The sequence below is a fragment of the Corallincola platygyrae genome (genome assembly GCF_039544265.1).
In the GTDB taxonomy this organism is placed as follows: Bacteria; Pseudomonadota; Gammaproteobacteria; order Enterobacterales; family Neiellaceae; genus Corallincola; species Corallincola platygyrae.
Genome location: NZ_BAABLI010000004.1, coordinates 299,054 through 310,849, shown reverse-complemented (window position 1 = coordinate 310,849; position 11,796 = coordinate 299,054). Strand labels below are relative to the sequence as shown.

11 protein-coding genes are annotated in these 11,796 nt (G+C 50.6%); 3 read left to right on the top strand and 8 right to left on the bottom strand.

Annotation, left to right across the window (positions count from 1 at the left end; translation table 11 throughout):
- Positions 1-30 precede the first annotated feature (30 nt).
- A complete protein-coding gene (locus ABEA14_RS02015) occupies positions 31-168 on the top strand; it encodes a hypothetical protein (RefSeq protein WP_345338138.1) in 138 nt (45 codons plus the stop codon).
- Between the two features lie 18 nt (positions 169-186).
- On the opposite strand, the gene tadA is transcribed toward ABEA14_RS02015, so the two are convergent.
- The 3 genes from tadA to guaB all read right to left on the bottom strand — a co-directional run bounded on the left by tadA (position 187) and on the right by guaB (position 3,963).
- On the bottom strand, positions 187-696 hold the full coding sequence (tadA, locus tag ABEA14_RS02010; protein WP_345338137.1) for a tRNA adenosine(34) deaminase TadA: 510 nt from the start codon (positions 694-696) through the stop codon (positions 187-189).
- 146 nt (positions 697-842) lie between these two features.
- On the bottom strand, positions 843-2,420 hold the full coding sequence (gene guaA, locus ABEA14_RS02005; protein ID WP_345338135.1) for a glutamine-hydrolyzing GMP synthase: 1,578 nt from the start codon (positions 2,418-2,420) through the stop codon (positions 843-845).
- A gap of 73 nt (positions 2,421-2,493) precedes the next feature.
- Positions 2,494-3,963: an IMP dehydrogenase gene (guaB, locus tag ABEA14_RS02000; RefSeq protein ID WP_345338133.1), complete on the bottom strand. Its 1,470-nt coding sequence runs from the start codon at positions 3,961-3,963 to the stop codon at positions 2,494-2,496.
- 190 nt (positions 3,964-4,153) lie between these two features.
- On the opposite strand from guaB, the gene xseA reads away from it, so the two are divergent.
- Entirely contained in the window at positions 4,154-5,509 is a 1,356-nt protein-coding gene (gene xseA, locus ABEA14_RS01995; RefSeq protein WP_345338132.1) for an exodeoxyribonuclease VII large subunit, read from the top strand.
- Between the two features lie 3 nt (positions 5,510-5,512).
- Positions 5,513-6,127, top strand: a complete 615-nt coding sequence (locus ABEA14_RS01990) for a flavin reductase family protein (protein WP_345338131.1) — start codon at positions 5,513-5,515, stop codon at positions 6,125-6,127.
- Between the two features lie 56 nt (positions 6,128-6,183).
- On the opposite strand, the gene fbp is transcribed toward ABEA14_RS01990, so the two are convergent.
- The 5 genes from fbp to rpsO all read right to left on the bottom strand — a co-directional run bounded on the left by fbp (position 6,184) and on the right by rpsO (position 11,783).
- Entirely contained in the window at positions 6,184-7,182 is a 999-nt protein-coding gene (gene fbp / locus ABEA14_RS01985; RefSeq protein ID WP_345338261.1) for a class 1 fructose-bisphosphatase, read from the bottom strand.
- A gap of 151 nt (positions 7,183-7,333) precedes the next feature.
- Positions 7,334-8,203, bottom strand: a complete 870-nt coding sequence (locus ABEA14_RS01980) for a 1,4-dihydroxy-2-naphthoate polyprenyltransferase (RefSeq protein WP_345338130.1) — start codon at positions 8,201-8,203, stop codon at positions 7,334-7,336.
- Positions 8,203-9,099 carry a lipoprotein NlpI gene (gene nlpI, locus ABEA14_RS01975; protein ID WP_345338129.1) on the bottom strand — a complete coding sequence of 299 codons (897 nt, stop codon included), beginning with the start codon at positions 9,097-9,099 and terminating at the stop codon, positions 8,203-8,205. Before nlpI ends, ABEA14_RS01980 begins: the two co-directional genes overlap by 1 nt.
- Positions 9,100-9,208: 109 nt before the next feature.
- Positions 9,209-11,338, bottom strand: coding sequence for a polyribonucleotide nucleotidyltransferase (pnp, locus tag ABEA14_RS01970; RefSeq protein WP_345338128.1), 2,130 nt, complete (start codon positions 11,336-11,338; stop codon positions 9,209-9,211).
- A gap of 175 nt (positions 11,339-11,513) precedes the next feature.
- Positions 11,514-11,783 (bottom strand): 30S ribosomal protein S15, encoded by a 270-nt coding sequence (gene rpsO, locus ABEA14_RS01965; RefSeq protein ID WP_345338127.1) that lies wholly within the window; start codon positions 11,781-11,783, stop codon positions 11,514-11,516.
- Positions 11,784-11,796: the final 13 nt, after the last annotated feature.

Genomic DNA, 11,796 nt, shown 5'->3' with positions numbered 1-11,796 from the left:
AACCCGCACTTAAACGAAAAGGAGTGCACTATGAGAAGACTACGTCGAGTAAATGCACACTCTTCACGTCGTCATTTAGCAACCAAGCGCAGCCACAAAAAAGTGATGGCGCGTTCAAGAAAGTTCTACCTCCAGACCGAGGTCGGTCCCATGATGGACATGGACTGACCCACCTGATGCCAGCGGCTACTCTGCCTGCTGGCGCTGCTCCACCTTCTTCGCCTTAATCGCAGCCCTTCGCTTCTTAAAGAACGCACTTAACATTGCTCCACACTCCTCGTCCAACACACCACCAGTTATCTCAACTTGGTGATTCATCGCCGGATGACCAAAGATATCCATCGCCGAACCTGCCGCACCTGTTTTCAGATCCGATGCGCCATAAATCAGTTTTCCTATGCGCGCATGAACCATGGCACCCGCGCACATAACACAGGGCTCCAGCGTCACGTACATTTGCGTATCAAGCAGCCGATAGTTATCCAGCGCCTGCCCAGCAGCTTGAAGCGCCATGATTTCAGCATGAGCAGTCGGGTCGTTACCAGTAATGGGACGATTCCACCCCTCGGCAATAATCTCGCCTTGGTACACCACCACCGCGCCTACCGGCACTTCGCCTAGAGATTCCGCATGCGCCGCCAAATCCATAGCGCGGCGCATAAATTGTTCGTGATTGTTAAGTTCGTCTTCAGTCATTAAATCTTTGTATTTCCAATCTTCTGTCTTGGGAGAGAGTAAAAAGCCCCCAAACCCTAACCCTCTTCCTCTGGAGAGGAAAAAACGACGTACTTCTTGTGCATAAAAAAGCCGGCGTTAGCCGGCTTTTATTTTGAGCGAAAAGCTTATTCCCACTCAATGGTTGCCGGTGGCTTACCTGAGATATCGTAAACCACACGGGAAATACCGTCGATCTCGTTAATGATGCGGTTCGAAACTTTACCCAGGAAGTCATAAGGCAGATGTGCCCAATGCGCAGTCATAAAGTCGATTGTTTCAACGGCGCGCAGTGACACAACCCAATCGTATTTACGACCATCGCCCATCACGCCAACAGAGCGGACTGGCAGGAATACAGTAAATGCCTGACTCACCTTGTGGTATAAGTCTGCAGCATGCAACTCTTCGATAAAGATCGCATCGGCACGACGCAACAGATCGCAGTACGCTTTTTTCACTTCGCCAAGTACACGAACGCCTAGGCCAGGACCAGGGAATGGATGGCGATAAAGCATGTCGTAAGGCAGGCCTAACTCAAGACCGATACGACGCACTTCGTCTTTGAACAGCTCTTTCAGCGGTTCAACCAGGCCCAGCTCCATATCTTCCGGTAGGCCACCCACGTTATGGTGCGACTTGATCACATGCGCTTTACCCGTCTTGGACGCTGCCGACTCAATCACATCCGGATAGATGGTGCCCTGAGCCAACCACTTAGCATTGCTGCGCTTGCCTGCCTCTTCATCAAATACTTCGATAAAGGTGTGACCGATTGATTTGCGCTTCGCTTCTGGATCGTCAATACCTGCCAGGTTACTCAGGAACCTGTCTTCAGCCTCAACCTTGATGATGTTCAGACCAAAGTGGTCACCAAACATCTCCATAACCTGCTCGCCTTCATTCAAACGCAGCAAGCCGTTGTCCACGAATACACAGGTCAGCTGCTTACCGATGGCACGGTGCAACAGCATCGCCGTAACTGATGAATCAACACCGCCTGACAGACCCAGGATCACTTCATCGTCGCCCACCTGCTTTTTAATCTGTTCAACCGCATCTTCAATGATTGAAGAAGGCGTCCACAGCTTCTCACATCCGCAGGTATCTACAACGAAGTGCTCAAGCATACGCTGGCCCTGACGGGTATGAGTCACTTCCGGGTGAAACTGAACGCCATAGAATTTCTTTTCTTCATTGGCGATCGCTGCGTGAGGACAAGAGTCTGTGCGGGCAATAGTAGTGAAGCCGGCCGGTGGCTCGCCCACTTTATCGCCGTGGCTCATCCACACATCCAACAGGGCATTACCGTTGGCGCCCACATGGTCTTCGATGTTGTGCAGCAGCGCGCTATCAGCAATCACTTCCACCTGAGCATAACCAAATTCGCGATGGTCAGAGCCAACCACAGAGCCACCCAGCTGGGCAGTCATGGTTTGCATGCCGTAACAGATACCCAATACTGGAACACCCGCTTCAAACACGTAGTCCGGTGCTTTCAGGCCAACGTCGTTGCCCACACTTTCAGGGCTACCAGAAAGAATAATCCCGCGAGGGTTAAACTCTTTAATCTGCTCTTCTGTCACATCACATGACCAAAGCTCACAGAACACGCCGATTTCACGTACGCGACGGGCAATTAGCTGGGTGTACTGAGAACCAAAGTCGAGGATCAGTATGCGGTGGTCGTGAATGTTTTTGCTCATGATTTCCCTGCTATTCGGAAAATGAAAATGGGCTGACATCGGGTCAGCCCACCTAATCAATTCTGACTGTAGTTTAACCCAGTCGGTAGTTTGGCGCTTCCTTGGTGATAGTCACGTCATGAACGTGAGACTCACCCATACCAGCGCTGGTGATCTTCACAAACTCAGCCTTAGTGCGAAGTTCATCGATCGTGCCGCAACCGGTCAGGCCCATACAGCTGCGCAGGCCACCCATCTGCTGATGGATAATGTTAGCAACCGCGCCTTTGTATGGTATACGCCCTTCGATACCCTCAGGTACCAACTTATCAGCCGCGTTATCTGTCTGGAAATAACGGTCAGAAGAGCCTTGCGTCTGAGACATCGCACCCAGTGACCCCATGCCACGGTATGACTTAAAGGCACGGCCCTGATAAAGCTCAATCTCTCCTGGCGCTTCGTCTGTACCAGCGAACATTGAGCCCACCATGACACAGCTAGCACCAGCAACGATGGCTTTTGCAATGTCACCGGAGAAACGGATACCACCATCAGCAATCACTGGAATGTCACGATCTTTCAAGGCTTCAACAGCATTGGCTACTGCGCTGATCTGGGGAACACCGACGCCAGTCACAATACGCGTCGTACAAATAGAGCCAGGACCGATACCAACTTTAACGGCATTCACACCGGCATCGGCCAGTGCCAAAGCACCAGCTGCGGTGGCAACGTTGCCACCAATAATCTGCAAGTCTGGGTACAGGGCACGAGTTTCTCGAATACGCTGCAAAACGCCTTCAGAGTGGCCGTGTGAGCTATCAATCAGCAGTACATCAACACCCGCTTCAACCAAGGCTGCAATACGCTCTTCGTTGCCAGCACCGGCACCTACCGCTGCGCCAACGCGCAGACGACCTTCAGCATCTTTACATGCATTAGGTTTACGTTCGGCTTTCTTGAAATCTTTTACGGTGATCATGCCGGTCAGCTTGAAGCTGTCGTCCACTACCAGGATCTTCTCCAGGCGATGCTCATGCATCATGTGGTGTACTTCGTCGTCGGAGGCATCTTTATGAACAGTGACCAGACGCTCTTTTGGCGTCATCACATCAGACACCAGCTTACCCATGTCGGGCTCGAAGCGAACGTCACGACTGGTAACAATACCGACCAGGTTGTTTTCACTGTCGGTAACAGGGAAACCTTTGAATCCATGTTGAGCAGAAAGCTCTTTAAGCTCGCCAATAGTCAGTGTGGGCTCAACAGTGACGGGGTCAGATACAACACCGCTTTCAAATTTCTTCACTTTGCGCACCATAGCCGCCTGGGCCTCAATGCTCATGTTCTTGTGAATGAAACCGATGCCGCCTTCCTGCGCCAGAGCGATTGCAAGATTGGCCTCAGTCACGGTATCCATAGCGGCGGAAACCATAGGAGTGTTGAGTTCAATAGTGCTAGTCAGACGGGTGTTCAGCTTAGCCGTGTTCGGCAGCACGGTTGAATGTGCAGGGACGAGCAATACGTCGTCGAAGGTGAGCGCTTCTTGGGCAATTCTTAGCATCGCAACTATACCTGAAACCGGTTGATGGTGGTTGATTAAGTTGCGGCGGCATTCTACCTTAAGGCGCTTAATGAGTAAATCTATTTTGTGATCCAGCGCATAGCGCTTAAAACCCCGCAATCATTGGGTTAAAGCAGTGGCTGTCATAAAAAGTTTCCAAAAAATTCATATCTGACTTACCAGGAACCTTATGTCCGTATCCAAGGTGTTTTCTGTCTCAACATTGAACCGATGTGCCCGTCAATTGCTCGAAGAGGGCTTGGGCACCATCTGGTTGCAAGGTGAGCTGTCCAATTTTGTTGCCGCAAGCTCCGGCCACTGGTACTTCAGCATTAAAGATGAGCGTTCTCAGGTGAAAGGCGCCATGTTTCGTGGCGCTAACCGGAAAGTGTCATTGCAACCCAGAAGCGGGCTTCAGGTACTAGTCAAAGCACAGGTCAGCCTCTACGAGCCTCGCGGCGACTACCAAATCATTGTAGAAATGATGGAAGATGCAGGTGAAGGATTGCTTAAACAAAAGTTTGAGCAGCTTAAAATGCAGCTTGCCGCAGAGGGTCTGTTTTCTACCGAGCTTAAACAACCCATTCCTGCTCACCCACTAACCGTAGGCGTCGTCACCTCTCCCACAGGCGCAGCTCTTCACGACATTCTTACCGTGATGAAACGGCGGAATCCATCGATAAGGGTGATTATTTACCCGACGCAGGTTCAAGGTGACACCGCTCCCCCACAAATAGCTAAGGCAATTGCACTGGCCAACCAGCGAGATGAATGCGACGTGTTGATTGTTGGGCGAGGCGGTGGCTCATTGGAAGATCTATGGGCATTTAACGACGAAATAGTGGCAAGAACCATTCATGCCAGCCACATACCTGTAATCAGTGCCGTTGGCCATGAAATTGATACAACCATCGCTGACTATGTGGCAGATATGCGGGCCCCCACCCCATCAGCAGCGGCAGAGTATGTCAGCGGAGACACCAGCCATCAGCGCCAACAACTTTCGCAACTGGCGGCGAGATTGCGCCTGGCCTGCGCTCGAAAGGTTGAAAAGCAGCAGATGCATTTGACGTCTCTTGTACAGAGGCTTACACAGCAGCACCCTGCGCATCAGCTTCAACAACAGCAACAGCGTGCTGACGATCTCAACGCACGCCTGATGAGAGCTGTTTCCAGTGTGATGAGTGCCAAGCAATTATCTGCATCTCAGCTCAGTATGAGATTGGATAAGTCTCAGCCCGGCCACAGAGTGGCCATGCTGGGCCAGCGGCAAGCCAACCTCACCGCGCGATTGCAAAAAAGCATGCAAAGCTTGCTATCCACGCAACAACAAAACTGGCAGCAGGCGTCTCATGGCTTATCACTGGTAAGCCCGCTTTCAACTCTGGGCCGTGGTTACACCATTACTAAAGATCACCAAACAGGCCAGATAATCAAAAGGGTGGAAGATGTGATGCCGGGACAGCAGTTGGTTTCCCAGTTAACCGATGGTCAAATCATCAGTGACGTGACTGAAGTTTTACCAAGCAAACAATCAAAGGAGTGAGCCATGGAAATCGCATTTGATACACTCAGTAGTGGCGAGATATATCATGCAATGACACAAACCATTGTCCCTCGCCCTATCGCCTGGGTACTAAGTGACAATGGCAATGAGAGTTTCAATTTAGCGCCCTTCTCCTACTTCAATGCAGTCTGCAGCGCCCCACCGCTTATTATGTTCTCAGTGGGTAAAAAGCCCGATGGCAGCGACAAAGACACGCTCCATAACATTCAGAAGCGGGGAAAATTTGTGGTTCATGTACCCTCTGCATCTATGGCGGACGTAGTGACACAAACCGCGCAAACGCTGCCTCACGGCGAATCTGAGTTGGCCCATGTCAACCTTCCGCTGACATCGTTTGCCGATTTTGCTTTGCCCAGACTGGCTGACTGCCATATAGCCATGGCTTGCACACTTTATGAGGTCAAGGAGATTGGTGATGTACCGCAGCGATTGATTTTTGGAAAAATTGAATCGCTTTATCTGAGTGAGGACGTCGCAGGGGCTGACAGTAAAGGTCGACTAAAAGTAAATACAGCGTCTCTGGATCCATTGGCTCGCTTGGGGGCCAGCGAATACGCATCGCTAGGCGAAGTTTTTACCCATAAACGCCCCGAATAAAAAAGGCGCCTCTGGCGCCTTTTTCTTTTTGAGCAACCCCTATCAACCAAGGTCTATCAACCAAACTCTAAAATCAGGGCCTCGACGGTTTTCACCATGTTAGTCGAGCCAACAAAAAACGGCGTGCGCTGGTGAAGCTCAGTTGGTTTGATATCCAAAATGCGCTGATAACCATCACTGGCGCGACCACCGGCCTGCTCTACCAGGTAGGCAATCGGATTACACTCGTAAAGCAGGCGCAGCTTACCGTTCGGATTCTTCATGGTTGAGGGGTAAAGGTAGATCCCGCCTTTGAGCAGATTCCGATGAAAATCTGCCACCAGAGAGCCGATATACCTGGCAGTGTAGGGACGATCGGTCGAGTCATCCTCTTCCTGGCAGTACTTAATGAACATTTTCACGCCATCAGGGAACTTGATGTAGTTGCCCTCATTAATGGAATAGATCACCCCATCTTCAGGCGTTCGAATGTCTTCATGTGACAGTGCAAACACACCCAGTGACGGGTCATAAGTAAAGCCATGCACACCATGACCGGTGCTATACACCAGCACGGTTGAAGAGCCATAGATAACGTAGCCCGCTGCAACCTGTTGTTTGCCTGGCTGCAGAAAGTCTTCCAGCGTTACTGGAGTACCACGAGGAGAGACACGTTTATAGATTGAAAAGATGGTGCCAATGGAGACATTGACGTCGATGTTTGACGAGCCATCTAGAGGGTCAATCAGCACCACATATTTGGCGTCATGGTTAACCTCAGAGTCGAATACCACATAATCATCCTCCTCTTCTGAAGCCATGCCGCACACTTCACCGCGTGCTTCCAATGCTGCCTTAAACTTTTCATTGGCATATACATCAAGCTTCTGCTGATCTTCACCCTGGATATTGGTATCGCCCACAGAGCCAGTAATATCTGCCAAGCCAGCCTTGTTTACTTCACGGTTAACGACTTTGGCAGCCAGCCGAATAGCGCTCAATAGCCCTGTTAACTCGCCTGTGGCCTCAGGAAAATCGGCCTGTTTCTGGACGATGAATTCCCCTAAAGTGATCATCTTCTGCATCTGTCTTCTCCCTTGCCGCCAGTTAGCTGGCTTGTTCATATCCCTTAACCATGAACAATAAATGGAGATTTCGCAACTGGTCGGTCCAGATTAATCATTGCGCAACGTCTGGCAACCTGTGCCAACAAGTTGACGACAGAGCCTAAATAGAGAAGTAGATGCAGCCTAACAGCGCTGTCCAAAGAGAGTAGAGAGAAGTCCTGCCAATCAAGGGGTTGAGCTGTGCTGGCGCCAACTGAAACATCGACTTAATCAGCATAAAACCCAGGCCAATTGAGACTGATAAAAAGCCCAGCCACCAATATGCCTCGGAAATCTTCACCATCATAAACAACAGAGGCAAAGTCAGCGCGATCCCATAAAGCCACTTGGCAGCAGTACGGCCAATCCTAACCGGTAAAGTGCGCTTACCGGCTTCGCTATCTGTATCAATATCTCGAATATTATTGACCAACATGATAGCGGCAATAGGCAGCCCGGCGATAAAAGAGCCAAGCCAGGCTTGCGTCGATACCACTCCGGTATGCATAAAATAGCTACCGCACACAGCCACCAAACCGAAAAACAGAAAAACGGTTACCTCACCCAGCCCCAGACTGGCCAGCGGGTATGGGCCACCGCTGTAGCCATAAGCAGCTAACAAGCAGCAAAATCCGACAGGAAGTAGCCAAACTGACCCAGCAACAACCAGGTAAAGCCCTGAGGCAACTGCGACAAGCGCACACAGCACCATCGCCAAACGCATGGCGCCATGGCTTACCAAACCAGATTGGGTGGCTCTTTGAGGGCCAATACGGGCATCGGTATCAACGCCGCTCAAGGCATCGAAGTAATCATTGGCAAAGTTCACCAGTATCTGCAATGCCACAGCACATACCAGACTGGCAATCATCAACCCGGCAAAAAAGGTGTTATCGAGGTAGGCAAGCCAATTGCCTAATAGAAGAGGCGCCAATGAGGCGGGCAAGGTTCTTGGCCTTGCCGCCAGTAACCAGATTCGAAACGGTTGCATCAGGCGCCCTGCTGGTCGCTCCAACGTTGATGAAGCAGGTCGAGTTCTAGCAACGCAAATCTGTGCTCTACATATTCGTAGATATTCGTTGCGATGGTGAGCTTAAGAAAAGTTAATGCCTGCGTCTCTTTACCATCCGCCAGATAACGTTTGGCCAGATAGAAATACGCTTCGCACAATCTCTCCCCAAGCGTGCTGTTGTCTTCCCAATCTTGTTGGGCTAAAGACAGCAGAGTCTGCTCGTTTATCGAACCTAATAGGAAGTCCGCCAGCTGAGTTGCCCAGGCACTGTCATCGAGCTTGCTTCGGTTATAAAGTAAACGGGCTTTGGCTTCTTCAGCATTAAGTTCGCTTTCGACCAGATAGAGCCAAATGGCACGGTAGGGGTCAGTTGGATCTTTAACCAGAAACTCTTCCAGATCTGAGATCGCCAAGTCCTGACGCCCCGCGTAATAAAGCGCAATGCCTCGGTTCAGGAAGGCATAATCGTGTTCAGGGTCAAGCTCCAGCGCAGAATCAAACGCTTCAAACGCATCATCAAACTGCTGGGTCTGAATAAAATAGATACCCAGGCGGTTATACGCTTCTGGCATATCTGGACGCAGTTCCAGCGCGCGCTGAAAATCTAATTGAGCTAACCAGCGCATTCCCAGGCGATCGTAATGAACACCTCGTTGATAAAACAGGTAAGCACGCTGATCATCTTCGTGATCAGGCATAGAAAGGAGTTGAGAGATCTTAGCGACGGTAAATTGGTCGCGTGCCTTTGGCTGCTCAGGTTCAGCCAACACCAATCCAGGGCCTTCAGGCTCTACTGGTTGTGTACTCACACAAGCACTTACACCGAGGGACATCAGCAGACAGACAGCTGCCCTTAGCTTTCGTGGGAAATTCATCAAAATTGGTCCTAGCTCCATCTCTGGCCGAAGCCTATCCCGCTATCCTAGCAGGAAGCCAACAAAAAAGGAGCGCAATGCGCTCCTTTTTGTTAGTGGTTTAGACGACTTACGCGTCTTCACCCTCTTCAGCAGGCTTCGCTTCTTCTTTCTTAGCCGCTTCTTTGATGCTCAGGCGAACACGACCCTGGCGGTCGATTTCGATAACCTTCACATTCACTTTCTGGCCTGCTTCCAGGTAGTCAGATACTTTCTCGATGCGCTCTTCAGCGATCTGAGAAATGTGTACCAGACCTTCTTTACCTGGCAGTACCTGAACGAAAGCACCGAAATCAACGATACGTACAACAGTACCTTCGTAGATGCGGTTTACTTCTACTTCAGCAGTGATCTCTTCGATACGACGGATAGCTTCTTTCGCTTGAGCACCGTCAGTCGCTGCGATCTTGATGGTGCCATCATCAGTAATGTCGATGCTGGTGCCAGTCTCTTCCGTCAGCGCACGGATAGTTGCTCCACCTTTACCAATCACGTCACGGATCTTCTCAGGGTCGATCTTCATGGTGTGGATGCGAGGCGCAAAATCAGATACATCATCACGGTGAGCACTGATGGCTTCGTCCATCACAGACAAGATGTGCAGACGCGCACCTTTTGCCTGGTTCAGAGCGATCTGCATGATCTCTTTGGTGATACCTTCGATCTTGATATCCATCTGCAGCGCAGTAACACCGTCGTTGGTACCCGCTACTTTGAAGTCCATATCGCCGAGGTGGTCTTCATCACCCAGGATGTCAGACAGAACAACAAACTTGTCGTCCTCCTTCACCAGGCCCATGGCGATACCAGCAACAGACGCTTTGATTGGAACACCTGCGTCCATCAGTGCCAGTGAAGTACCACAGACTGAAGCCATTGAGCTTGAACCGTTTGATTCAGTAATTTCAGAAACCACACGCACTGTGTACGGGAACTCTTCTGCATCTGGCATAACCGCCTGGATACCGCGTTTAGCAAGACGACCGTGGCCAATCTCACGACGCTTCGGAGAACCGATGAAACCCGCTTCACCTACGCAGTATGGAGGGAAGTTGTAGTGCAACATAAAGCGGTCAGTACGCTCACCGATCAGTGAGTCGATGGTCTGTGCATCACGCTCTGTACCCAGAGTTGTAGTAACAATCGCCTGAGTTTCACCACGGGTGAACAGAGATGAACCGTGAGTACGCGGCAGAACGCCAGTCATCACGCTCAATGCACGTACCATTTCTGGATCACGACCATCGATACGAGGCGCACCAGAGATAATACGGTCACGTACAACTGACTTCTCAATCTTGTAAAGCAGCTCAGATGCTTCACGCTCGTCAATCTCGGCATCTTCGCCCGCTTCTTCAAGCAGTGCAGCCATCGCTTTCTCTTTCACTGCAGTCGCTGCGTCTTTACGAACCAACTTGTCAGTGATTTGGTATGCTTCTGCAAAACCGGCTTCAGCCAGGCCTTTCAGCTTGCCATAAAGCTCTTCGTTCTTAACTGGCGCGGCCCACTCCCATTCAGGGGTAGCTACTTCAGCTTTAAATTCGTTGATCGCGTTGATCACTGCCTGCATTTGGTCGTGGCCATAAACCACAGCTTCCAGCATCACTTCTTCAGGCAGAACGTCTGCTTCAGACTCAACCATCAGTACTGCGCTTTCAGTACCCGCAACCACGAGGTCAAGCTTGCTGTTTTCCAGCTCTGATTCGAGTGGGTTCAGTACGAACTCACCATCAATGTAACCCACGCGCGCTGCGCCGATTGGGCCATTGAAAGGAATACCAGAAGTAGCCAATGCAGCAGAAGTACCGATCATGGCAACGATGTCTGGGTTTACTTCTGGGTTAACAGAAACCACAGTTGCGATAACCTGAACTTCGTTCATGAAGCCATCAGGGAACAGAGGACGAATTGGGCGGTCGATCAGACGCGCTGTAAGTGTTTCGCCTTCAGAAGGACGGCCTTCACGTTTGAAGAAGCCACCAGGGATTTTACCTGCAGCGTAAGTACGCTCCTGGTAGTTAACAGTCAGCGGGAAGAAGTCACGACCTTCGCTGCTACCTTTTACGCCTACAACGCTTACCAGTACGGTAGTGTCGTCCATAGATACCAGGACGGCGGATGAAGCTTGACGGGCAATTACCCCAGTCTCCAGGGTTACAGTATGTTGGCCATACTGAAACGTCTTAATTATTGGATTCACAATGATTCCTTACTCTATTTTGTCTTTGTGCCGTTTTATAGCGCGCATAAGTATACTGGATCAGGACTCGCTGCCTAGTGAAAACAGCGTATTTGCGGCGGGATCGCGTAAATTTTGATGTAAATACAAAAAAAGGGCCCCAATGGGACCCTCTTCTTTAAAACTTGGCGCGTGATTAACGACGCAGGCCCAGCTTTTCGATCAGAGCAACGTAGCGGTCGTTGTTCTTACGCTTGAGGTAGTCAAGCAGTTTACGACGCTGGCTAACTTTGCGCAGCAGACCCTGACGGCTGTGGTGGTCATGGATGTGCTCTTTGAAGTGACCTTGCAGCTGGTTGATATCGTGAGTCAGCAGGGCAACCTGAACTTCAGGTGAACCAGTGTCGTTTTCGCCGCGGCCGAACTCTGCAACCAATTTTGCTTTTTCTTCAGTAGTTAGTGACATCACTATTCTCCAG

What these genes read in the sequence shown, in the direction of transcription:
- guaA (WP_345338135.1), bottom strand. Translation starts at nt 2,420, where the DNA reads ATGAGCAAAAACATTCACGACCACCGCATACTGATCCTCGACTTTGGT.
- ABEA14_RS01990 (WP_345338131.1), top strand. Translation starts at nt 5,513, where the DNA reads ATGGAAATCGCATTTGATACACTCAGTAGTGGCGAGATATATCATGCA.
- rpsO (WP_345338127.1), bottom strand. Translation starts at nt 11,783, where the DNA reads ATGTCACTAACTACTGAAGAAAAAGCAAAATTGGTTGCAGAGTTCGGC.
- ABEA14_RS02015 (WP_345338138.1), top strand. Translation starts at nt 31, where the DNA reads ATGAGAAGACTACGTCGAGTAAATGCACACTCTTCACGTCGTCATTTA.
- guaB (WP_345338133.1), bottom strand. Translation starts at nt 3,963, where the DNA reads ATGCTAAGAATTGCCCAAGAAGCGCTCACCTTCGACGACGTATTGCTC.
- ABEA14_RS01980 (WP_345338130.1), bottom strand. Translation starts at nt 8,203, where the DNA reads ATGCAACCGTTTCGAATCTGGTTACTGGCGGCAAGGCCAAGAACCTTG.
- nlpI (WP_345338129.1), bottom strand. Translation starts at nt 9,099, where the DNA reads ATGAATTTCCCACGAAAGCTAAGGGCAGCTGTCTGTCTGCTGATGTCC.
- xseA (WP_345338132.1), top strand. Translation starts at nt 4,154, where the DNA reads ATGTCCGTATCCAAGGTGTTTTCTGTCTCAACATTGAACCGATGTGCC.
- tadA (WP_345338137.1), bottom strand. Translation starts at nt 696, where the DNA reads ATGACTGAAGACGAACTTAACAATCACGAACAATTTATGCGCCGCGCT.
- fbp (WP_345338261.1), bottom strand. Translation starts at nt 7,182, where the DNA reads ATGATCACTTTAGGGGAATTCATCGTCCAGAAACAGGCCGATTTTCCT.